General features: G+C 73.6%; 18 protein-coding genes. 11 read left to right on the top strand and 7 right to left on the bottom strand.

Annotated features, from left to right (window positions below; all coding sequences use genetic code 11):
- Nucleotides 1–64 precede the first annotated feature (64 nt).
- A complete protein-coding gene (locus tag JJV70_RS03235) occupies nucleotides 65–1,297 on the top strand; it encodes a hypothetical protein (protein ID WP_219046183.1) in 1,233 nt (410 codons plus the stop codon).
- Between the two features lie 4 nt (nucleotides 1,298–1,301).
- Here JJV70_RS03235 and JJV70_RS03230 read toward each other — a convergent pair whose 3' ends face one another.
- Nucleotides 1,302–2,855, bottom strand: a complete 1,554-nt coding sequence (locus JJV70_RS03230; RefSeq protein ID WP_374227240.1) for a hypothetical protein — start codon at nucleotides 2,853–2,855, stop codon at nucleotides 1,302–1,304.
- A 339-nt stretch (nucleotides 2,856–3,194) separates the two neighbouring features.
- Between JJV70_RS03230 and JJV70_RS03225 the strand changes: the two genes are divergently transcribed.
- Nucleotides 3,195–3,734: a WcaF family extracellular polysaccharide biosynthesis acetyltransferase gene (locus JJV70_RS03225; protein WP_219046105.1), complete on the top strand. Its 540-nt coding sequence runs from the start codon at nucleotides 3,195–3,197 to the stop codon at nucleotides 3,732–3,734.
- 11 nt (nucleotides 3,735–3,745) lie between these two features.
- Nucleotides 3,746–4,876: a glycosyltransferase gene (locus JJV70_RS03220; RefSeq protein WP_219046181.1), complete on the top strand. Its 1,131-nt coding sequence runs from the start codon at nucleotides 3,746–3,748 to the stop codon at nucleotides 4,874–4,876.
- Nucleotides 4,877–4,986: 110 nt separating this feature from the next.
- Here the strand turns inward: JJV70_RS03220 and JJV70_RS03215 are convergent, their stop codons facing one another.
- From JJV70_RS03215 to gmd, 3 genes are all read right to left on the bottom strand, one after another.
- Nucleotides 4,987–5,739, bottom strand: coding sequence for a hypothetical protein (locus JJV70_RS03215; protein WP_219046103.1), 753 nt, complete (start codon nucleotides 5,737–5,739; stop codon nucleotides 4,987–4,989).
- 148 nt (nucleotides 5,740–5,887) lie between these two features.
- Nucleotides 5,888–8,614: a DNRLRE domain-containing protein gene (locus tag JJV70_RS03210; RefSeq protein ID WP_219046101.1), complete on the bottom strand. Its 2,727-nt coding sequence runs from the start codon at nucleotides 8,612–8,614 to the stop codon at nucleotides 5,888–5,890.
- A 327-nt stretch (nucleotides 8,615–8,941) separates the two neighbouring features.
- The gene (gene gmd, locus JJV70_RS03205; RefSeq protein WP_219046099.1) at nucleotides 8,942–9,955 is read right to left on the bottom strand and encodes a GDP-mannose 4,6-dehydratase; all 1,014 of its coding nucleotides are present in this window, start codon (nucleotides 9,953–9,955) and stop codon (nucleotides 8,942–8,944) included.
- Between the two features lie 203 nt (nucleotides 9,956–10,158).
- Between gmd and JJV70_RS03200 the strand changes: the two genes are divergently transcribed.
- Nucleotides 10,159–11,139 (top strand): GDP-L-fucose synthase, encoded by a 981-nt coding sequence (locus JJV70_RS03200; protein WP_219046097.1) that lies wholly within the window; start codon nucleotides 10,159–10,161, stop codon nucleotides 11,137–11,139.
- A gap of 18 nt (nucleotides 11,140–11,157) precedes the next feature.
- Here JJV70_RS03200 and JJV70_RS03195 read toward each other — a convergent pair whose 3' ends face one another.
- The 3 genes from JJV70_RS03195 to JJV70_RS03185 all read right to left on the bottom strand — a co-directional run bounded on the left by JJV70_RS03195 (nucleotide 11,158) and on the right by JJV70_RS03185 (nucleotide 14,927).
- The gene (locus JJV70_RS03195) at nucleotides 11,158–12,558 is read right to left on the bottom strand and encodes a sugar transferase (RefSeq protein ID WP_308294654.1); all 1,401 of its coding nucleotides are present in this window, start codon (nucleotides 12,556–12,558) and stop codon (nucleotides 11,158–11,160) included.
- Between the two features lie 277 nt (nucleotides 12,559–12,835).
- A complete protein-coding gene (locus tag JJV70_RS03190) occupies nucleotides 12,836–13,636 on the bottom strand; it encodes a CDP-alcohol phosphatidyltransferase family protein (protein ID WP_308294653.1) in 801 nt (266 codons plus the stop codon).
- Nucleotides 13,637–13,823: 187 nt separating this feature from the next.
- Entirely contained in the window at nucleotides 13,824–14,927 is a 1,104-nt protein-coding gene (locus JJV70_RS03185) for an LCP family protein (RefSeq protein ID WP_219046095.1), read from the bottom strand.
- A 351-nt stretch (nucleotides 14,928–15,278) separates the two neighbouring features.
- On the opposite strand from JJV70_RS03185, the gene JJV70_RS03180 reads away from it, so the two are divergent.
- The 7 genes from JJV70_RS03180 (at nucleotide 15,279) to JJV70_RS03150 (ending at nucleotide 22,070) form a co-directional block, all read left to right on the top strand.
- Nucleotides 15,279–16,553, top strand: a complete 1,275-nt coding sequence (locus tag JJV70_RS03180; RefSeq protein ID WP_219046093.1) for a 6-phospho-beta-glucosidase — start codon at nucleotides 15,279–15,281, stop codon at nucleotides 16,551–16,553.
- Nucleotides 16,544–17,569, top strand: coding sequence for an N-acetylglucosamine kinase (locus JJV70_RS03175; protein WP_219046092.1), 1,026 nt, complete (start codon nucleotides 16,544–16,546; stop codon nucleotides 17,567–17,569). The genes JJV70_RS03180 and JJV70_RS03175 overlap by 10 nt, the downstream gene beginning before the upstream one ends.
- Before the next feature lie 90 nt (nucleotides 17,570–17,659).
- On the top strand, nucleotides 17,660–18,409 hold the full coding sequence (locus JJV70_RS03170; RefSeq protein WP_308294652.1) for a sulfite exporter TauE/SafE family protein: 750 nt from the start codon (nucleotides 17,660–17,662) through the stop codon (nucleotides 18,407–18,409).
- 110 nt (nucleotides 18,410–18,519) lie between these two features.
- The gene (locus tag JJV70_RS03165; protein WP_219046090.1) at nucleotides 18,520–19,029 is read left to right on the top strand and encodes a MarR family winged helix-turn-helix transcriptional regulator; all 510 of its coding nucleotides are present in this window, start codon (nucleotides 18,520–18,522) and stop codon (nucleotides 19,027–19,029) included.
- Nucleotides 19,030–19,377: 348 nt separating this feature from the next.
- On the top strand, nucleotides 19,378–19,662 hold the full coding sequence (locus JJV70_RS03160) for a hypothetical protein (protein WP_219046089.1): 285 nt from the start codon (nucleotides 19,378–19,380) through the stop codon (nucleotides 19,660–19,662).
- Complete coding sequence (gene malQ, locus JJV70_RS03155) at nucleotides 19,662–21,743, top strand: 4-alpha-glucanotransferase (RefSeq protein WP_219046088.1); 2,082 nt, start codon at nucleotides 19,662–19,664, stop codon at nucleotides 21,741–21,743. The genes JJV70_RS03160 and malQ overlap by 1 nt, the downstream gene beginning before the upstream one ends.
- Before the next feature lie 96 nt (nucleotides 21,744–21,839).
- Nucleotides 21,840–22,070, top strand: a complete 231-nt coding sequence (locus JJV70_RS03150) for a hypothetical protein (protein WP_219046086.1) — start codon at nucleotides 21,840–21,842, stop codon at nucleotides 22,068–22,070.
- Nucleotides 22,071–22,237 lie beyond the last annotated feature (167 nt).

Genomic DNA, 22,237 nt, shown 5'->3' with positions numbered 1-22,237 from the left:
CGGCGGTGCGCCGGGCGCCGGGAGTAGCGGTGCGCCGGGTGCCGACAGCGGCGGAGGTACCCGGCTGCGGGGGCGGACGGCGGCCCTGGCCTCGGTACTCGACCAGGGCGCGGCCGGGCTGACCAACATCCTCGTGCTCATCCTCGCCGCGCGGCTGTCCACCGCCACGGGCTTCGCCCGGTTCTCCATGGTCTACCTGGTGTTCACCGTGACCCTGGGGCTGTTCATGGCCTACGTCGGCCAGGCGCTGGTGCTGGTCCGCGGGGACGCCGCCCGCGTGCGGACGGCCTGCCGTTCCGCGCTCGCCTTCACCGTGGTGGCGGCCCTGGTCACCGGGGCCGGGTTCGCCCTCCTCGGCACGGCGATCCCGGTGCCCGGGCCCGCGCTCGCGGCGCTCGGCGCCGTCCTGCCCCTCGTGCTGCTCCAGGACGCGGCACGCTACTGCTTCTCGCTGCTGGGCCGCCCCGACCACGCGCTGGCGGCGGACAGCGTGCGGCTGGTGGCCACCGTGGCGGCGCTGACCTGGCAGCCCGACGGCGCCTCACCGGCGCGGCTGGTGCTGGCCTGGGGCCTCGCGGCGCTGCCGAGCGCGGTGGTGGCCGCCGCGCTGCTGCACCGCCCGCTGGCCGGGGCCGCGACGTCCCTGCGGCCCTATCTGCGCCGGGGTCACCTCGGGCAGCGGTTCGCCGTGGAGTTCGCCGTCGGCAACGGCGCTGGCCAGCTGGCGGTGCTGGGCCTGGGCGTGGTGGGCAGTCCGCTCGCGGTGGGGGCGCTGCGCGGTGCCTCCGCCCTCTTCGGTCCGCTGAACGTGCTGTTCGGGGCCGCGAACGGGTTCGGCCCGCCGCTGCTGGCCCGGCTGGGCGGCAGCCGGTCCGTCGTCCGGGCGACGCTCTTGCTGGGCGGCGTACTGGCGGCGACCGGGGCGCTGTGGGGCACGGCGTGGTGGCTGCTGCCCGAGGACTGGGGGCGGCAGGTGCTCGGGGACACCTGGCCCGCCGTGGCCAGCCTGCTGCCCGCCTCCGCCGCGCAGTACACCCTGATGGGCTTCGGCGTGAGCGCCCTGCTGACGCTGCGCGTGCTCAGCCCGCGCGAGACCCTGCCCGTCCAGGTGGTCTTCTCGCTGCTGTCCGTGACCCTGATGTACGCGGGGTTCCAGTGGGCGGGCGTCCTGGGCGCCGCGTGGGGCCTGGCGGCGGGCTCGGGGCTCAAGGCGGCCGCCGCCTGGCGGCGGGTGGGCCGGGCCCGGCGCCAGGAGCGGACGGAAGCGGAGCACACCGGCCGGCCGGTGCCCAGCTGAGCGGTCAGCGCATGCGGGCGCTGTGGTCCTGCCGGTAGGTGGCGATCAGCGCGATACACAGCGCGGCGATCACCACCCGGCCGGTGGCCTGGAGCAGCGGGCCACGGATGAGGATGAAGGAGTAGCCCGCGATCAGCGGCGCCGCGATCAGCAGCACGCTGCCGGGGGGAGACCGGCGCACGGCCCGGCGGGCGACGCGCCGGTCCACCCGCGCGGCGGCGTACCCGAGGCCCGCCAGGCCCGCGGTCATGCCGACCGGGCCGAAGTCGATCCACAGCTCCGCCCAGATGGGCGAGGACCGGTTGGTGTTGACCGCGCCCATCCACTCACCGACCATCACGCCGGTGTCGGTGGGCTTGGTCTCCCAGGCCGAGCGCGGCACCGCGAACAGCAGTGAACCGGCCAGCTGGTAGCCGTAGGAGTGGCCGTGTCCGGCCTCCACGTAGGTGATCGTGTTGGCGAACATGCCGACCTGGTCGTAGTCCTTGAGCGCGAGCGGCTCCAGGAACGACGTCGTCTCGTACGGCTGGGCCTGGCCCTCGTCGTAGCGGAACCGGTCGGCGAAGGGGAAGATCAGCAGCGCCACGACGACGCCCAGCGACAGGGACGCCCGGTACATCGCCGCGCTCACCGGGAACGCGGCGAACAGCAGGGCGAACATCACGGTCAGGAACCAGTAGCGCGGGTTCGAGATGGGGTTGTTGACGATGAGGTTGAGGACGACGAGCGCGCCGAAGGTCCAGACCACTGACCAGGTGTGGCGGGCGTGCCGGGAGGTGACCAGCCAGCGGGTGTAGGCGAGCAGCGCGATCAGCGGCAGCACGGTGCCAAAGCCCCGCAGCAGGGCCTGGCCCGCCTGCGAGCCGTCACCGGAGATCCCCGCGTCCTCGATCCCGGCGATGATCTCCTGGCGGCTGCTGAAGAAGATGCTGAGGCCGCCGAGCTGCATGATGAGCAGGCTCGCGGCGACGAAGGCGAGCGCGGTGAGCAGTTGCAGCCGCCTGCGGTGGATCAGCAGGGGCCGGGCGTCGCGGCTGCCGTCGTCCGGGCGCCTGCCCGCGGTCAGCAGCTGGACCCGCCACAGCGGCCGGTACCGGGCCAGCAGCGCGCCCACGTCGAAGGCGCAGCAGCCCAGGAGCACCAGGGCGATGGCCTGGAGGAGGTGCTCACGGGGTCCGACGATGGGGGTCGGTGCCCGGCCGAGTACCGCCTGGGCGAGGGGCGCGACCCCCATCGCCATGTAGCAGAACATCCAGAACGACGCCTGGAGCAGCTTGCGGCGGGCGGTGAGCACCATCGCGGACAGCCGCACCCCGCAGTAGACGGTCAGGACGAGCTGGAGCCAGAACGCGGCGTCGCGCGGGCCGGTGCCGGAGTTGGAGATGACCACCAGCGGCAGGAAGCACGCCAGCCCCAGGACCAGGGGCACCGCGAGCGCCCGGGACAGGAGCGTGCGCGGCGCCAGCGGCGGCGGCAGCGGGGGGTCGGCATGGGGGCCGTGGGGGCCGCCGGGTGCGGTGGTGCGCGGGGGCGCGGGAGGCGTGTTCCCGACCGGCACTGCGTCCACTCCCTCCTCAGGCGTCCCCCGACCGGGTGACGGTATGCCGCGCAGTCTAACGAGCGCCGACGCGGCGCCGGGACCGCGCGCCGGGTCGGCGCGGGTCGCCGGGAGCGGACGCCGGATCCTCGCGGGGGAGGGGCGTGCGCCGGGGCGGCGATCACCGGTACGCTCAGCCACCGGTAATCTCAGCTGACGGTAATCTTGGCGCGCCCGCGCTGTCGTACCGCCCACGGTGACGTGCCCTCCCGTCGGAGAGGTCCGACCGGAGACGCCGGCGGGTGGCACGCGCCCGCGGACGAGCGGACCCACCAGCGGACACAAGGGGGCACAGGCGCCATGCGCGACCTTTCGGCGTTCACGCTAGCCGGATACGACAAGGGGCGCGGCAAGCTCACGCAAGCGCTGTGGTTCGCCGTGCTCAACCTGGTCTTCATGGCCTGGTGGTGCCCGAACCGGCTGCGCGTGGCACTCCTGCGCGCCTTCGGTGCCACCGTGGGCGAGGACGTGCTGATACGCCACCGGGTGCGCGTGCTGTGGCCGTGGAAGCTGACGATCGGCGACCGGACGTGGATCGGCGAGGGGGCGTGGCTGCTGAACCTGGAGCCGGTCACCCTCGGCTCCCACGTGTGCGTCTCCCAGGAGGCGCTGCTGTGCACCGGCAGCCACGACCACCGGGCCGCCGACTTCCGCTACCGCAACGGCCCGGTCACGGTCGAGGACGGGGCGTGGATCGCCACCCGCGCCACGGTGCTGGCCGGGACCCGGGTGGGGCGGCACGCGGTGGTGGGGGCTGGCGCCGTACTGCACCGAGACCTGCCCGAACTGACCCTGCACACGGTGGACGGCGAGCGCCGTCCGGTCGGAGAGCCCACGTGAGTACCCCCGGACTGCGCGTGCTGCACGCGGTGACCCTGCACGCGCCCACCGGAGCCTTCGGCGGCCCGGTCCGCGTCGCCCTCAACCTCTCGCACGCCCTGCGCGAACGCGGCCACGCCCCCCGCCTGCTGGCCCTGGCCGAGGGTTTCGGCGCGACGCCGCCCACCGAGGTCGAAGGCGTCCCGGCGCGGCTCTACCCGGCCCGCAGGCTGCTGCCGCTCGGCTTCAGCGGCATCACCTCGCCCGCGCTGCTGGCCTCGGCGGGCCGCCTGGTGCGCGGGGCGGACGTCGTGCACGTCCACCTCGCCCGCGACCTGGTGACGCTGCCGGTGGCGCTGGCCGCGCTGCGCGCCGGGGTCCCGCTGGTGCTGCAGACCCACGGCATGGTGGACCCGAGTGACAAGGTCCTGGCCCGGGTGCTGGACTCGCTGGCCGTACGGCGGGTGCTGCGGGACGCGTCGGCCGTGCTCTACCTGACGTCGCACGAGCGCCGGGGGCTGGACGCCGTGCTGGGCACCCCGCTGGACCACGCCGTGCGGCTGGTGAACGGGGTGCCGGGGCAGCCCGCGCGCACGCCCCCGCAGGGACCGCCGGTCATCCTCTACGCGGCCCGGTTGCAGGCCCGTAAACGGCCCCGGGACTTCGTGGCGGCGGCGCCGGAGATCCTGCGGCACCACCCCGGCGCGCGGTTCGTCATCGCGGGCCCCGACGAGGGGGAGCTGCCGGCGGTGCGGGAGCTGATCGACCAGCTTGGACTGCGGGACCGGTTCACCTGCCCCGGGGCACTGAGCCAGGCCGAGGTGCTGGCCGAGCTGCGGCGGGCGCACGTCTACGTCCTGCCCTCGGTGGACGAACCCTTCCCCATGTCCGTGCTGGAGGCGCTGTCCGTGGGGACCCCGGCGGTGGTGACCGAGTCGAACGGTCTGGCCTCCGCCGTGCGGGAGGCCGGTGCGGGCCGGGTCGTCGCGGACGCGGCGGAGCTGCCCGGTGCCGTACGGGAGCTGCTGGAGCCCCAGGAGGCGGCAGCGGCGTCGGTGGCCGCCCACCGGCTGGCCGCCGACGCCTTCTCCATGGACGCGGTGGCAGCCAGCCTGCTGGAGGTCTACACCGACGCGGTGGGGCGTCCCCGCCCCCGGGCGTGAACCGCTGAGGCCCCGGGCGGCTGCGACGCTGTTGGTGATGAACCAGCAGCGTCGGTCCAGCCCGGGGGCTCAGCGGATGGCACGGAGAGTCCAGCGAGAAAGCCCGCCGGTCAGCCCCGCGCCCAGGCGCCGCAGTCCGCCGAGGTGAACGAGGCGGCCCCGCCCGGAATCGTCACCTTGTGCTCCTGGCCCTCCTTGGCCCCTCCCTCGGGGCCTACGGCCAGCGCCTTGCCGTCCGCCCCGGTCACCGACCAGGTGCACCCGGAGCCCGCGTCCAGCGTCCGGTACGTACCGGCCGTCGGGTCCTTGTGGGTGCCGTCGGGGTAGCCGCCCTTCGCGGCCTCCAGCACGGGCTTCTGCTCCGGGCACAGGTGGGTGACGGCCTCCTCCGGATCGGTGAGCTCGCCCCGGATGAGAGCGGAGACGACCGCGTCCTGATCCCGTTTGGCGGTGCGCTCGATCCGCTGGCAGGTCTCCTTGCCCAGGTCCAGCACGGCCGCGGGCTCGACCGACTCGGGCACCCGGCCGCTCAGGTACTCCTTCTCGTCCTTGGTGAACGAGCCGGTGGCCGGGGTGAGCTCGGCGTCCGGCCGGACGGACTCGGGAGCCTCCGGCTTCGCCGAGGGGGCGGGGCTCTCCCCGGCGGCGTCCTTGGCGTCCTCGGTGTCCTTCTCGCCCTCCTGCTCGCTGTCCTCGTCCAGTTCCTGCTCGACGCGCTCGGCTGCCGACAGCCCGGACTCGGAGGCCGCAGGGCTGGCCTTCGCGCTCGTGTCCTCGTCCTGGCCGGAGGAGCAGCCGGACACCGTGAGGACCGCTGCCAGCAGCAGGGCTGCCGCGCCGGGGCGGCGAAGGTGGGTACGCATGGATGTACTCCTGCTTGTCAGGCCGCGCGGCGGGCGGTGCGGGGCACCGCCCGCCGCGCGGCCGTGGTGGGGCTTGTGTGGTCGAGCCCGGCCCGGCCGCGCCTGGGTGAGACGCGGCCGGGCCGGGCGGGTGACCGGGTGGGGAGGGTTACTTGGGCGAGAAGGTGAGGATCAGCTTGGGCGTGCCCTCGGAGGCCGATGCCTCGGAGGACCACAGCCACAGCGAGTCCGTTCCCTCGCCCGTCAGGGCCAGGCTGTACTCCCCGCCCAGGGCGGCGCTGAGGGCGGCCTTGTCCAGCTGCACCGACGCCTTGGTGTTCGGTCCGGTGGGCGGGGTGAGCTCACCCACCGGGTCCTGTGCCAGCTCGGGCTTGGTCGCGTAGGTGACCTCACTGCCCGACCAGTCACCGGTCACCGGCACCACGCGCACCTGGTCACCGGAACCGGCGTAGGAGGCGGAGTTGGTCTTCACGGCCAGGGCCGCCCCGGTCAGCTCGGTTCCCTCGGGAGCCGTGGGCAGGGTGAAGCGCAGGTAGGTCTCGTAACCGGAGGAGCCGCGCACCGCCACCGAGGTCTTGGAGCCGTAGTTGGCGCCGGAGGCGGCCTCGTTGACGTAGGTGTCCTCATCGGTCTCCACCACGGTGACGGTGTCCCCGGGGTGGGAGGCCAGCTCGTAGTGGTTGGCCACCTGGCTGGCGCTGAGCACCGAGGGGTAGACCGCCGTCTCGTCGATCTGGCCGGCGAACCGGTTGCTCAGCGGCCACCACCAGCTGGTGCTCCAGCCCTGCAGGTTGTCGCCGCCCACGTGCCAGTAACCGGCGAAGTCGTGGTGCTCGGAGTAGCCGTTCCGGGCGACCCGTTCGCCGTCCACGTACAGCGTCATGCCACCCGGTCCCTGGGTGCCCACGACGTGGTGCCACTGGCCGTCGTTGTAGCCACGGCCGCTCTGGACGGTACGCGTGTCGCCGTCGTAGGCACCGAGGATGACCCGGCCGGAACGGTCCATGTACAGGTGCTTGTCGTAGCGGTAGCTGAGCTCGGTGGTGTTGTTCCCCAGGCCGATGAGCTTGCCGCCGGAACGGCTGGTGGTCTTGAACCACGTCTCCAGGGTGTAGGAGTCGCCCACCCGGGTGCGGCGGTCGCTGTAGACCATGTCGTCGCTGCCGTCGAAGCTGAACGCCTTGCTGCTGCTGGCCAGCGCGCCCGGTGTCACCTGCTGGGTCGGGTCACCGGTCTGCAGCCCGCTGGTGTCCCCGGCCGAGGTGTCGGCCACGTAGGGCCGCACGGTGTCGTCATAGCGCCAGTACAGCTCGGCACCGTCGGCGACGACCGCCGAGGCGTAGGGGTCCTGGGAGACGGCCGTGGTGGCGGTGACGGTGGCGGAGTGGGCGCTCACGTTGCCCGCGCCGTCGGTCGCGGTCACCCGGTAGGAGTGCGTGCTGCCCGGGGTCAGACCGGTGTCGGTGAAGGACGCCTGCGGACGCTCCCAGGGCAGGGACTCGGCGTCCACGGTGCCCACCGGGGTGGAAGCGCCGTCCCGGTAGACGCGGTAGGTCAGGCGGTGGTCGTCCAGGTCGAAGCTGGTGCGCCAGCGCACCTGGATCTCGCCGGGCTCGATGCTCTCGGCGCTGGCCACCGGAGTGGTCGGGCGGCCGGTGTCACCGGTGGAGGCGAAGCGGGTCAGGCCCTGGGCGGGGGAGCCGTTGACGGTGGTGAACTCGCCGCCGGACCACAGGTACTCCACGCCGTCCTTCTCGGCGACGGTCAGCGTGCGCGGGCCGATGCGCTCGCCGATGCCGTCGTTGGTGTCCGGCACCCAGCCGAGCTTGCCGACCTCGGTCGTGGGCTGGGCGAGGAAGTGGTAGCGCTTGCCGTCGGGGAACTCGCCCACGCTGCCGCAGTCGTGGGCGTGGGAGGCGCTGTAGAGCACGCCCTTGTGCGACTTGACGGCCTGCGTGGCGCCCAGGCAGGTGTCGCGCCAGCGCTGGTTGAAGTCGGACAGGTCCAGGGCGATGCGGCCGTCGAAGCCGCCCCAGCCCTCGTTGGCGGTGTAGAAGCCGGTGTCATCGACGTCGATGTCCTTGACGACCGAGACGTCCTCGATGAAGCCGAGGGGGTACTTCTTGGTGAGGTCCCCGCTCTCGGCGTCCACGACCGCCAGGGCGTGCGAGTCGGCCCCGTTGACCTCGAAGAAGTCACCGCCCAGCAGGACGTTCTTGCCGTCCGGGGTGATCTCCACCGCCCGGCCGGGCTCGTCGGCGTCGGACCGGAAGGGCAGCAGCGAGCCGTCCTCGGCGTTGACGGCGGCGAAGCGCTCGCGGGTCTGGCCGTTGACCTGGCCGAAGTCCCCGCCCGCGTAGACGGTGTCCTCGGTGACGGCCAGCGCCCGCACGGTGGCGGGGAAGGCCGCGTTGAAGCCGCTCTTGGGGGTGCAGCTGTCGATGTCGATGGCCGCGAGGCTGGAGACCGGCTGGTCGTTCACCCTGCCGAAGTAGCCGCCCGCGTAGAGGGTGCGCTGGTCCGGGGAGACGGCCAGCGCCCGCACGGTGGCGGTGCCGGAGCTCACGGTGAAGGACAGCTCGCAGTCGGTGGGCGCACCGCTGGCGGCGTCCAGCGCGACGAAGTTCAGCGCCTGGCGTGAGCTGCCGGACTCACCCTCCGGCGGACGCGCGGTGGAGAAGGTGCCGCCGGCGAAGACCACGCCGTTCGCATGGGCCGTGGCCCAGACGATGCCATTGGTCTGCCAGGTCGGCAGATCGTCCGCGGTGAACGCCACCGGGTCGGTGATCGCGGTGGCCTTGGGGAGCGCCAGGGCTCCCACGCCAGCGGCGAGTGACAGGGCGAGGACAACGCGCAGTCCTCTGGATCTCTTCAAAATGGCCCCCAAGACAGAGCGTCTTGATGCAGTGGGCGCGCGCACAGCAGAAGCTGGCCCTGCCGGTCAGGGAGCGCCCGAAGGAGAGTGGATGAGCCGCAGGATACCGCTGCGGAGAGGTTTTTGGCCAAGTTCCTTGAGTAACTTTGTGCAAACAGCAGCCCCGGGGCGGCACTTGGCCGGGTAACGGTGCTGTGCGCTACCGATCGGTTTCAGCCAGTGTGGTGCGGTCCCGGCCAGGCGCGGCACCCTCGCCGGGGTTGGCCCGCGCCCGGTATGCCCCGGGCGCGGGCCAGTGCCGCGTCAGTCACGCGGCACTGGCGTGGCTCAGCGGTCGATGCGCACCGAGGCCCCCGCCAGGGCGTCCTCCACCTGGCGGATGTCGGCGTCCACCATGATCCGGGCCAGGTCCTCGACCAGCACCTCGGGCTTCCAGCCGAGCCGGTCGCGGGCCTTGCTGGCATCGCCGATCAGGGCGTCCACCTCGCTGGGGCGCTCGTACTTGGCGTCGTGCCGGACGTACTCGCGCCAGTCCAGACCGGCGTGCCCGAACGCCGCCTCCAGGAACTGCCGGACGCTGGCCTCGACGCCGGTGGCCACCACGTAGTCCGTCGGCTCGTCCTGCTGGAGCATGCGCCACATCGCGTCCACGTACTCCGGGGCGTACCCCCAGTCCCGCACCGCATCCAGGTTGCCGAGGTACAGCTCGCTTTGCAGACCCGCCTTGATCCGGGCCACCGCGCGGGTGATCTTGCGCGTGACGAAGGTCTCACCACGGCGCGGCGACTCGTGGTTGAACAGGATGCCGTTGACGGCGTACATGTCGTACGCCTCGCGGTAGTTGACCGTCGCCCAGTAGGCGAACACCTTGGCGGCGCCGTAGGGGCTGCGCGGGTGGAAGGGGGTCTGCTCGTTCTGCGGCGGCGGGGTGGAGCCGAACATCTCCGAGGACGACGCCTGGTAGATCCGGGTGTCGATACCGGAGGCCCGCACCGCTTCCAGCAGCCGCAGCGCCCCGAGCCCGGTGACGTCACCGGTGTAGAGCGGGGCGTCGAAGGACACCCGGACATGGGACTGGGCGCCCAGGTTGTACACCTCGTCCGGCTGTATGTCCCGCAGCAGGTTCACCAGCGCCACCCCGTCGGAGAGGTCGGCGTGGTGCAGCACGTAGGAGCGCCCGGATTCCTGCGGCCCCTGGTAGATGTGATCGATCCGCTCGGTGTTGAACGAGGAGGACCGCCGCACCAGGCCGTGCACCGTGTAGCCCTTGGACAGCAGCAGCTCGGACAGGTACGAGCCGTCCTGCCCGGTGACTCCCGTGATCAGTGCGGTCTTGCTCATGCGTGGCCTCTCTGTGCGGACGCGCCGGATCTCGGCCGCGTCCACCGCGTTGTCGCGCGGTGTTGCGTATGGGGGTGTTGCGTTTGGAGTGGGATGGTCACGACCCGTGCGGGTCGCGCGGTGGGGAGGGAACCGGGTGAGGGTCGCGGCAAAACCGGGGGAGGGTCGCGGAGCCCCCACTCCTTGCTGGCATGATCCGGGTCATGACCGATTCGCCCACGGCTACGCCGTCCCCCGCTCCGTCCTCGCCGTACCTGCCAAGCAGCTCCCGGATATTCGTCGCGGGTCACCGGGGGCTGGTCGGCTCCGCGGTGGCGCGGCGCCTGGCGGCCGACGGTCACGAGGTGATCACCCGAAACCGCGCCGAGCTCGACCTGCGGGACGCCGAGGCCACCGCCGCGTTCCTCGCCGACGTGCGGCCGGACGCGGTGGTCCTGGCCGCCGCCAAGGTGGGCGGCATCCTCGCCAACAGCTCCCAGCCGGTCCCGTTCCTGGAAGAGAACCTGCGCATCCAGCTCAGCGTCATCGCGGGCGCGCACGCGGCCGGGGTGGGGCGGCTGCTGTTCCTGGGCTCCTCGTGCATCTACCCCAAGCACGCGCCACAGCCCATCCGGGAGGACGCCCTGCTGACCGGCCCGCTGGAAGCCACCAACGAGCCGTACGCGCTGGCGAAGATCGCGGGCATCTGCCAGGTGCAGTCCTACCGCCGGCAGTACGGGGCCGCCTACATCTCGGCCATGCCGACCAACCTCTACGGCCCCGGTGACAATTTCGACCTGGAGACCTCGCACGTCCTGCCCGCCCTGATCCGCCGCTTCCACGAAGCCACCCAGGAGGGGCGCGAGGAGGTGACGCTGTGGGGCTCGGGCACCCCGCGCCGGGAGTTCCTGCACGTGGACGACCTCGCGGACGCGTGCGTGGCCCTGCTGAGCCGCTACGACGGCGACGAGCCGGTCAACGTCGGCTGCGGAAGCGACCTGACCATCCGGGAGCTCGCGGAAACCGTGGCCGAGGTGACGGGTTTCACCGGCCGCATCGCCTGGGACACCGGCAAGCCGGACGGGACGCCCCGCAAGCTGCTGGACGTCTCCCGTCTGACCTCCCTGGGCTGGCAGCCCCGTATTCCCCTGCGGGACGGCATCGCGGCCACCTACGCGTGGTGGCGGTCCGGCCAGGAGCGGTGAGCTCCGCATTCCTCAGCCTCAGTACGCTCCGCTGCCGTCAACGACGGCGCGGAACGTACGGCTCAGCACGTCGAGGTCACTGCTGAAGGACCAGTTGTCGACGTAGTGCAGGTCGAGCTGGACGGTTTCGTCCCAGGACAGGTCGGACCGCCCGCTGACCTGCCACAGCCCGGTCATGCCCGGCTTCACCCGCAGCCGCCGCACCGCCGTGGCGTCGTACCCGGCCACCTCGTCGGGCAGCGGCGGGCGCGGACCCACCAGGGACATGTCGCCCCGGAGCACGTTGAACAGCTGGGGCAGTTCGTCCAGCGAGGTGCGGCGCAGCAGGCGGCCCACCCGCGTCACCCGCGGGTCGCGGCGCATCTTGAACATCAGCCCGTCGTGCTCGTTGCTCGCCGCCAGCGTGTTCTTGCGCTGTTCGGCGTCCGGGACCATGGTGCGGAACTTCCAGATCCTGAAGGACTCCTGGTCCCGGCCCACCCGCTCCTGGCGGAAGAAGGCCGGGCCGGGGGAGTCCAGGCGTATGGCGAGGATGAGCAGGGCGAAGAGCGGGGCCAGCAGCAGCAGTCCCAGGGCCGCGCCGCACCGGTCGGTGAGCGTCTTCAGGGCGCCCTGGACGCCCCCGCCGCGCGGAGGGTTCACGCGCAGCACGGTCAGCCCGGCGACGGTGGAGGCTTCCAGCCGCTTGACCGACGTCTCCACCAGGCCGGGGGCGAGGGCCACGTCGAGTCCGGTGTCGTGCAGCGCCCAGCACAGCTCGCGCAGCCGGTCGCCGCTGAGCTGACCTCCCGGGGTGAGCAGCACCAGGTCGGCACGAAGCCGCCCGGCGGCGTCCACCACCTCGCGGGCGGCGGTGCCCTCCCGGTCGAGGTGCAGCCGCTCGCGCACCAGGCCGTCGGCGGGTGCGCCGTCTTCGGTTACCAGGGCGCCGACGACCGCGAACGGGTGGTCGGTGCGGGAGGCGAGCCGCTGTACGGCGCTGTCCATCGCGCTGGGCTCCCCGACCACCAGCACGCGGCTCACGGCGCGCGCGTCCCGCCGTACGGCCGTCAGGTGGCCGTGGACGAAGCGGCGGCTCAGCAGCGCGCCCACCAGCGTCGGGGCCAGGGCGGCCAGCGAGGTGAGGGGGGCCGGGGTCTGGGCGGTGGCCGCCGCGAGGACCGCCAGCACCGCCACGAAGATCAGCCAGTCGTGCAGCACGGGCAGGGCGCCGCGCGATTCGCCGATGCTGTCCCAGTGGTACCGGCGCCGGACCGCCAGGACGCCCACCCAGATCAGGGCGGCGGCCAGGGCGGAGCGTATGGGGTGCGGGTGCCCGGCGGTGCCGAAGACCATCAGCACCGTGAAGCTGGTGACGCCCGCGTCCACCCCGAGCAGGAGCGGCAGGTACCACGACGGCTTGGCGCGACTGTCCGCCACGGCGGAGGGTGAGGGCCTAGCCTGACGCTGCGTGGGTATGCGTGCGGTACGGACGCCGTAGGTTCGGGTGGTTTCCAAGATTCGCGTGCCCCCAGCCATGCACAGCTTCACCCGCTCTTCCGATAAGCGGGTCACATTTTCTTCACATCAGCGGGCACACTATGTCACCCGCGCGTCGCGCGACACACGTTCACGCGTGTTCGGATGGATCTCGTGACCCCTGCCGTGCCATAGCGGCTGGTTGGGGTACTCTCGGCGGTTCCGGTGATGGCATAGATCACACCCCGGCTGTCCGCGCGGGAGCGGTCGCCGCCCGCTGCGTGCCGGGCGAGCCCGCGCGGTTGAGTTCCCGGAACCACTTCACCAGGAACAGCGGCAGGTAGAGCAGCGCCACCGCGCCCAGCACACCGTAGGCCCAGGCGAACGCCGTGCCACCGCCCAGCACCACGAAGACCAGGCAGAAGACGCCGTGATCGACGGGAACCAGCGCCAGCGCCCGCAGGGTTGAGGGGGCTGGCGGCGCACCGCCCGGCGCGGGCTTCGGCTTCAGCTGCTCGGTGAGCAGCCCGCCGAAGAAGGTGACGAGGGTGGCGAACAGGAAGACCAGCGGCACCAGCAGCCACCCGGCGGCCTCGGTGCCGAAGTGTTCGGGGTGCCGGTAGAAGGCGATCAGCACGGCGCAGTGCAGGGCCGTCACTTTGGCGCAGTCCACGACGTGGTCCAGCCATTCGCCCGCCGGGCTGCCGCCCCCGCGCAGCCGGGCCAGCTGGCCGTCCGCGGAGTCGAACGCGAACCCGACGGCCAGCGCCAGCCACACCAGCGCGCCCGCCCACCAGGACGGTGGGAGGAAGATGAGCGCGGCGACGCCGGTGAAGCTGAAGACGGCGCTGACCGCGGTCACCTGGTTGGGGGTCAGGCCCGCCGTGTACGCGCCCGCCGCGAGATAGCGCCCGGCGGGCCGGTTGAGGAACCGGGAGTACAGCGAGACGCCCTTGGCGGATTTCTGCGCCCCCCGCAGGCGCCCCAGGGCCTCGCCAAACGGTCGCGCGGTCCCCACCGGACCGGTCACTTCGGTCACGCCTGTCCCTTCCTTCTCTTCGCGGACTTCGGGCCTTGTTGTCGGAGTGCTCGGAGTGCTCGGAGCACTCGGAGCACTCCGAGCCGTCGTCTTCAGGTCATGTGGCTGAGCTCATCCGCCGTCAGCGGCCGGTCCGGGCAGCCAAGAGACCGCCGGGAATCCGCCACCACCACGTCTCAAGGTGGTGTCACCGGCCCGCCGTGGCGGGAGAGTCGTACGCCGACTCGGGCACGTCCGCGCTCTCCCGCAGGGCTTGCCACAGCTCGTCCGCCTGCGGCTCGGCCGGTACCACCCGGTTGGGATCGGCCGTGTCGTACGCCACCGGGAGCATCACGGTCTCCATGGCGCCGGGGTCGATGCCCCGCATGCCGCGGGCGAAATCGGCCAGCGCGGTCAGCGAGCCCAGCTCGGCGTCGGTGGTCAGGGATTCGGTCGCCGCCCGCGCGATCCGGTAGGACTTGGCGGGGCTGCTCAGCAGGTCCTGGCGCTTCACCTCGTTCAGCAGCGCGACCAGGAACTGTTGCTGGAGTCCGATCCGCCCCAGGTCGCTGCCGTCACCGTAGCCGTAGCGAGTGCGCACGAACCGGAGGGAGTCGGCACCGTCCAGCCGGTGCGTTCCGGGTTCCAGAGTGAACCCGCTCTTGGTGTCCCTGATGGGCTCCTCGACGGTGACCGGCACCCCGCCCAGCGCGTCCACGAGATCCTCGAACCCGGCGAAGTCGATCTCCAGCAGGTGATCGACGCGTACGCCCGACATCTGCTCCACGGTCCGCACCACGCACGCGGAGCCGCCGGTGGTGTAGACCGAGTTGAACATCACGCGGCTGGCGGGGCCGGTCTCCGCGCCGTTCGCCGAGCGGCAGGAGGGCCGGTCCACGAGGGTGTCGCGGGGGATGCTGACCGCCACCGCACTGGTGCGGTCCTCGGGAATGTGCACCACCAGGGCGGTGTCGGCGCGCGCCCCGGCGACCACGCCGGAGTCCAGTTCCGCGTTGTCCCCGGCCCGCGAATCCGAGCCCAGGACGAGCAGGTTCGTCGCGCCCCGCGCGGCCGGTGCCTTCTCGGGACGGTCGTCACCCAGGGCCTGCTCCAGGTCCACGCTGGTGAGGTTGCCGTCCAGGGAGCGGTAGGCCCAGTAGCCCGCTCCCGCCGTGCCGAGCAGCAGGACGGCCAGCGCGATGCCGACCGTGCGCCCTATCCGGCGGCGTCCGGAGCGGCGTTGCCGCCGTGCGCGGTGGCGACGAGGGCTGCCGCGCTCGGCGGCTATCGGGCCGGAGCTGGTGTCGGGCATGGTTCGTTCCCCTTTTCCCACTGTCGATCCGGATGGAGCGGGACGTGGGGGGAGGGATGTGGTGGCCCGCTGGCCGGTTCGCAGCACTATATAGAGGGTGCTCTCCCGCACGAAACGCCCGGTCCCTCCCCGCAGCCGGGAGGACGCCGCCCGCCTGGTGCACGGCTCCGCCGTGGCGGCGGGCGACACCGCGCGTTCACTCAGCCCCCGGTTCTCCCTCCCGCACGCGGCGGGGGAGCGCCCCAGCGCACCGGGGGAGGGACGGACGAGGGGCGGTCCGGGCGGCGTTGACCCAGCGGAGTGCCCCACTTATGGTCTGGACCACTTGGCCCGGGGTGAGAGGAGACGCGGGTGCGGATCGCCGTCGTCGGCGGAGGCTCGACCTACACGCCGGAACTCGTGGACGGGTTCGCCCGGCTCCGCGACACCCTGCCCGTGACCGAACTGGTACTCATCGATCCGGCGCGCGAGCGGCTGGAGCTCGTCGGCGGGCTCGCGCGCCGCATCCTGGCGCACCAGGGGCATCCGGCCCGGGTGGTGCTCACCGAGGACGTCGCGGCGGGTGCCGAGGGCGCGGCGGCGGTGCTCGTGCAGCTCCGGATCGGTGGCCAGGCGGCCCGGCAGCAGGATGAGACGTGGCCGCTGGAGTGCGGCTGCGTCGGCCAGGAGACCACCGGCGCGGGGGGCCTGGCGAAGGCGCTGCGCACCGTGCCCGTCGTGCTGGAGATCGCCGAGACGGTGCGCCGGGTCAGCCCGGACGCGTGGATCATCGACTTCACCAACCCCGTCGGCATCGTCACCCGCGCCCTGCTCGCCGCCGGGCACCGCGCCGTCGGCCTGTGCAACGTGGCCATCGGCCTCCAGCGCGCCTTCGCCGGGCTGCTGGACCTGCCGCCAGAGGAACTGCACCTGGAGCACTACGGGCTCAACCACCTCACCTGGGAGCTGGCCGTACGCCACGGCGGCCCTGACGGCCCCGACCTGCTGCCGCGCCTGCTGGCGGGGCACGCCACCGCGCTCGCCGAACGGCTGCGGCTGCCCCGGCCGCTGCTGGAGGGGCTCGGCGTCGTCCCCTCCTACTACCTGCGCTACTTCTACGCGCACGACGCCGTGGTGGCTCAGCTGCGCCAGAAGCCCGCGCGCGCGGCCGAGGTCGCCGCGCTGGAGGAACGCCTGCTGCGGATGTACGCCGACCCCGCGCTGGCGGAGAAGCCCGCGCTGCTGGCCGAACGCGGCGGGGCGTACTACTCGGAGGCCGCCGTCGCGCTCGCCGCCTCGCTGGTGGGCACCGCGGGGCAGGACGGCGGCGGCGTGCAGGCGGTCAACGTCCGCAACGGCGGCACGCTGCCCTTCCTGCCGGACGACGCGGTGGTGGAGGTCCCGGCCCGGGTGACGCGCGGCGGCGCCGAACCGCTGCCCGCGCCACCGCTGCCCCCCGCGCACGCCGGACTGGTCGCGCACGTCACCGGCTACGAACACCTCGCGCTCCAGGCCGCGCTGCACGGCGGGCGCGAGCGGGTCTTCGCGGCGCTGCTCGCCCATCCGCTGATCGGCCAGTACGAGCGGGCCGAGGCGCTCACCGACCGGCTGCTCGCGCACAACCGGGCGTACCTGCCATGGGCGTGACGCCCCCCGGCCCGCCCCGCGTCCTGGCGCTGGACGCGGGGAACAGCAAGACGGACGTCGCGGTCGTCGGCCTGGACGGCACGCTGTGCGGGCGCGCCCGGGGCGAGGGCTTCCGGCCCAGCGCGGGCACGGCGGACGGGGCGGAACGCGCGGTCGCGGGGCTGGCCGCCACGGTCCGCGCGGCGCTCGCGGATGCCGGGGTCCGCGCGGCGCCCGGCACCGCCGTCCGGCACGTCACCGCCTGTCTGGCGGGCGCGGACCTGCCGCGAGAAGAGCGCGAGCTGTCGGCCGCCGTGGCCGCGGCGGGCTGGGCGCACGGCTCCGCCGTCGTCAACGACACCTTCGCGGTGCTGCGCGCCGGGCTGCCCGACGACGGCTCCGTGCGGCACGGCGTCGCGGTGGTGTGCGGCGCGGGCATCAACTGCGTGGGCCGGACGGCGGACGGGCGCACCCACCGCTTCCCGGCGCTGGGGCGGGCCTCCGGCGACTGGGGCGGCGGCATCGGGCTGGCCGAGGAGGCGCTGTGGCACGCCGCCCGCGCCGCCGACGGCCGGGGCGAAGCGACGGCACTCGCGCGGGCGCTGCCCGCCCACTTCGGGTGCGCGACGACGGGCGAGCTGATCGAGGCCCTGCACTTCGGGGCCATCGCGGCGGACCGGCGGCTGGAACTCGTACCGCTGGTCTTCGCCCTCGCGGCGGACGGCGACGCGGTGGCCGGTGCGCTGGTGGACCGGCAGGCGGACGAGATCGTGGCCATGGCCCGCGTCAGCCTGGCCCGGCTGTCGCTGCTGGCCGAACCGGCGCCGGTGTTCCTGGGCGGCGGCGTGGTCGCGGCCCGGCACCCCCGGCTGCTGTCGCGCGTGGCGTCCGGGCTGGCCGGGGTTGCCTCCCACGCGGTGCCGACGGTGCTCGACGCTCCACCGGTCCTGGGCGCGGCCCTCCTGGCCCTGGACGCCGTGCGGGCACCGCACCCGGCCCACGCGACCCTCCGGTCCGCCCTGACCCCGGACCCCTGAACCTGCCCCGGGCCTCCCCGCGCGGGCTGGGCTGGGCACCCGGTCGGGGCCGGTGCGGGGCGGCGACCGGGGCGCGCATAGCCTCCTGGGGTGGCTAGTAGCTGGGCTTTCCTGCCGGTGTTCGGGAGCATCGTGTTCTTCGGTGCCGCCGTGCAGCGGGTGGCGGGGATCGGGTTCGGGCTGGTGGCCGCGCCGTTCCTGGTGCTGCTGGTGGGGCCGATGGACGGGGTCGCGGTGGCCAACTGCGCGGGCATCGCGATCAGCGGGCTCGGCCTGCTGGCCACCTGGCGCGGGGTGCGGCTGCGGGCGATGGTGCCGCTCGTCGCGGCGGCGGCGCTGACCGTGCCGCTGGGTGCGGCCGTCGCCCGGTGGCTGCCGGAGCCGGTGTTGCTGACGGCCATGGGCGCGCTGCTGAGCGCGCTGGTGCTGCTGCTCATCGTCGGGGTGCGGCTGCCCGCGCTGCGCGGGACGGCGGGCGCGCTCACAGCCGGGGCGGCGAGCGGTTTCATGAACTCCTCGGCGGGTCTGGGCGGCCCGGCCGTGTCGCTGTACGCCGTGAACGCGGGCTGGTCGGCGCGCGAGTTCGTGCCGAACGCCCAGTTCTACGGTCTGCTGGTCAACGTGTTCTCGATCGCCGCCAAGGGGGTTCCGGCGCTGGGCGCTCCGGCCTGGACGCTGGGCGCGGCGACGCTGGGCGCGGGGCTGCTCGCCGGTCATCTCGTGGGCGCCAGGACCCCGGAGGACCGGGCCCGCCGGGTGATCTTCGCCCTCGCGCTCGGCGGCGGACTCGTCACCTTCGGCAAAGGGCTGTGGCTGCTCGCCCCGGGGTTCGCTGGCTGAGGGCCCACGCTCCGCACGGTTGACTTCAACCAGACTTCAACTCCTACGTTCCCCTCATCCGAGAACACGCGGGTCCGCGCGCGGCGCAGGCCCGGGGAGAGGGAGCCGCCATGACGTTCACCCAGCCGAACACCGCGCCGTCACCCGAGGCGGATCGGGAGTTCACCGACGCCGAACTCCAGCACCAGCCGCTCGGCTACTGGACCGGCGCCGCCAGTGAGGCGATCGTCGGCCACATCCGGGCCGCGCTGCGCCGCGCGGGCGGCCTGTCGCAGCCGCAGTGGTGGGTTGTCAACCGAGTGCGGGACGCCACCGGGGGCGCGACGGCCGCGGAGGTGATCGAAACCATCGCCGCCGGCCGCCCCTACGTCGATGTCTCCGGGCTCCGCGCGGAGATCGACGACCTGCTGACGCGCGGCCTGCTCCGCGCCGACGCGGACCGGCGGCTGCGCCTGACCGAGGAGGGCGCCGCCCTCGTCGAACACCTGTGGCGGGAGGTGATGCCCGCCACGCTTGGCCAGGTCCGCGAGGGCATCGGCGATGCCGAGTACGCGGCCGTGATCCGGCTGCTGCGCCGGATGATCCGCAATGTGGGTGGAGACGCGAGTTTCCGCCTCTGATCAGCGGCGACGCGGCCCCCGGGGGGCTGGCGCGGCGGCAGGGACGAGGTGCCGCCCACCCGCCGGCCGGGGGTCCCGAGCGGCCGCCCGCCGCAGGGGAGCGGGCGGCAGAGCACGGGTCTGCACCCGGTGCCGCCGGGTGCGGACCCGCGCTCTGCCGTAAAATCTGATGCTGTAGAACCGTCCGGCCGTGTGGCATACGCTCACGGCGCCGCGAGACCGCATAATGACCGGTGTCCGCCCGCGACGTGACCTGTGCCACGTTCAGGTCCCGTTCGTGGATGCCCGCTCCAGCACGTGGGTAGGGCACCGGGTGACCTTTCTATCGTCCAACGAACGGAGGCCCCTGTGGCCGCGTCCGCTGAACTTCTCGAACCCGCCATTGCCCCTGTGCCCAGACAGCAGGAGCGGGCGGAGGAGGGTGACCCCTCCAAACAGATCCTCGCCACCCTGGAAGGCCCGGAAGGGCTCGACGGCTCCTGCTCCTGCGGCTGCTTCGAGGCGCCGCTGACCAGTGAGCCCCCGCTCGCCGACGTGGCGCCGCTGACCAGCGAGCTGCCCATCGCCGCGCAGCTCCCACTGACCAGTGAACCCACCGGCGCCGGTTTCGGCGCGGAGTACACGGTCATCTGATGGGCCGCCTGGCGCGGCTGGCCGCGGCACACGGTGTCGCCACCTCCTACGAGCCCGGCCCCGGCCGGGTGGTCGAGGTGCCCCAGGAGACGGTCGTCACCGTCCTCGCCGCGCTCGGCGTGGACGCCTCGACCCCCGATGCCGTCCGCCAGGCCCTGCACGCCCACGACGCGGCGGCGGCCGCCCGGCTGCTGCCCTCCACGGTCGTTCTGCGGGCCGGTCAGGACACGCTCCTGACCGGCCCGTACGCCGTTCCGGCCGGGACGAGTCTGCTGGTCGAAACCGAAGACGGCCAGCGGTGCGACGCCGGGGCGGACCTGCCGCCCGGCGTGCACACCCTGCGGGCCCACACCCCGGACGGCCGCGCGGCCCGTGCCACCCTGATCGTCGCCCCCGAGCGGTTATCCGTACCCGAGGGCCGGGAGTTCGGCGTCCTGGTCCAGCTCTACTCGATGCTCTCCGCCCGCTCCTGGGGCCTGGGAGACCTCGCCGACCTGCGCGACCTGGCCTCCTGGGCCGGGCACACCGCGCACGCCGGGTTCGTCCAGCTGAACCCCCTGCACGCGGCGGTGCCCGCCGCCGAGGGCCACGGCACCGACCCGTCCCCCTACCGTCCGTCCTCCCGCCGCTTCGCCGACCCGGTGCACCTGCGCATCGAGGACGTCCCCGAATACGCCTACCTGCGCGGCGCCGACCGCGCCCGCATGGACCGCCTCGCCTCCCGCGCCGGTGAGCTGCGCGACGGCGTGCTGCGCAAGGACGCCCACATCGACCGCGACGCCGTGTGGGCGCTGAAGCGGGACGCGCTGGAACTGCTGCGCACCGTCCCGCTCAGCCCCGGCCGCCGCGCCGAGTACTGCGCCTACCTGGCCCGCCAGGGCCCCGCGCTGGAGGACCACGCGCTGTGGTGCGCGCTCGCCGAGCTGCACGGGCCCAACTGGCGCTCCTGGCCCACCGGGCTGGACGATCCACGCTCCGCCCGCACCGCCCGGGCCCGCGCCCAGCACCTGGACCGGGTGGACTTCCACTGCTGGCTCGCCTGGCTCACCGACACCCAGCTCGCCCGGGCCCAGGAAGCCGCCCGGGACGCCGGGATGCGCGTGGGCCTGGTGCACGACCTGGCCGTCGGCGTCCACCCCTCGGGCTCCGACGCCTGGGCCCAGCAGGACGCGCTGGCCGCGGGCATGTCCGTGGGCGCCCCGCCCGACGCGTTCAGCGCCGCCGGTCAGAGCTGGGGCCTGCCGCCCTGGCGGCCCGACGCGCTCGCCGCCACCGGCTACCGGCCGTACCGGGAGCTGCTGCGCGGCCTGCTGGCGCACGCGGGCGCACTGCGCATCGACCACGTCATGGGCCAGTTCCGCCAGTGGTGGGTGCCCGACGGGCTGCCCCCGTCCGAGGGCACCTACGTGCGCTACGACGCCGGTGCGATGCTCGCCGTCCTCACCCTGGAGGCGCACCGCGCCGGAGCCCTGGTGATCGGTGAGGACCTGGGCACGGTGGAGGACGGCGTACGCGAGGAACTGGCCGGACGCGGCGTGCTGGGCACCTCGGTGCTGTTCTTCGAACGCGACTGGGCAGGTGACGGCACACCGCTGCCACCCGAGCGCTGGCGGGCGGGCTGCCTGGCCACGCCCACCACCCACGACCTGCCCAGCACCGCCGCCCGGCTCAGCGGCGACCACGTGCTGCTGCACCACCGGCTCGGCCTGCTGGCGGGATCGCTGCGCACCGCCCGCACCGCGGACGCCGCCGAGCGCGCCGAGTGGCTGGCGCACTTCGCCCGCCTCGGCCTGCTGGACGGCGGTCACGGCGACGAGGAGGCCCGCGTCCGCGCCGTCTACCGCTTCCTGGCGGCCACCCCGGCGCGGCTGGTCGGGGTGTGGCTGCCGGACGGCGTCGGCGACCGGCGTCCGCAGAACGTGCCGGGCACGTCGCTGGAGTACCCGAACTGGCGGCTGCCCCTCGCCGACGGCACCGGGCGCCCGCTCGCGCTGGAGGAACTACTGGCCTCGCCGCGCCTGCACGCCCTGCTCACCGACCTGCGCGGGGCCCTCACCGGTACGCGGCCCGCGCCGCGCTGAACCGTCCCTGCCGGGTGCGGCCCCGCCGATCCGGCGACGGGGCCGCAAAAGGACCCCGGATGCGCGGCGCGGCGAGTCATTCGCTACGTTGATGACGTGGACAAGACCTTTGCTGCGCGTGCCGGAGTCGTCGGCGTCGGTACGACGCTGATGCTGCTGATGTCGTCCCCTGCCTTCGCCCTGACCCGCGACGACGGTGACGACCCCGGCACGGGTCTGAGCGTCGCGGAGACGCTGGGCCTGTTCGTGGGCGCCCCGCTGGTGCTCTTCCTGCTGATCACGGGCCTGGTGATGGTGGGCGACAAGTCCCACAAGAAGCGCGGCTGACCTCCCCGCTTCCCACGCGAACGAACCCGAGGGCGCCTGTGGCCGACGAGGACGGCCACACGGCGCCCTCGTCGTATGCCGGGAGCCCCGCGTGGCCGGAACCCCTTCCACCGAGGTGACCCGCCCGCCCTCGTGGTGTGCGGGCGGGGCGGACGGGCCGGGCTGAC

It is taken from the genome of Streptomyces sp. JJ66, assembly GCF_019303495.1.
Classification (GTDB): domain Bacteria; phylum Actinomycetota; class Actinomycetes; order Streptomycetales; family Streptomycetaceae; genus Streptomyces.
Note: the sequence above shows the minus strand (reverse complement) of the source record. Positions and strands in the feature narration are given on the sequence as shown.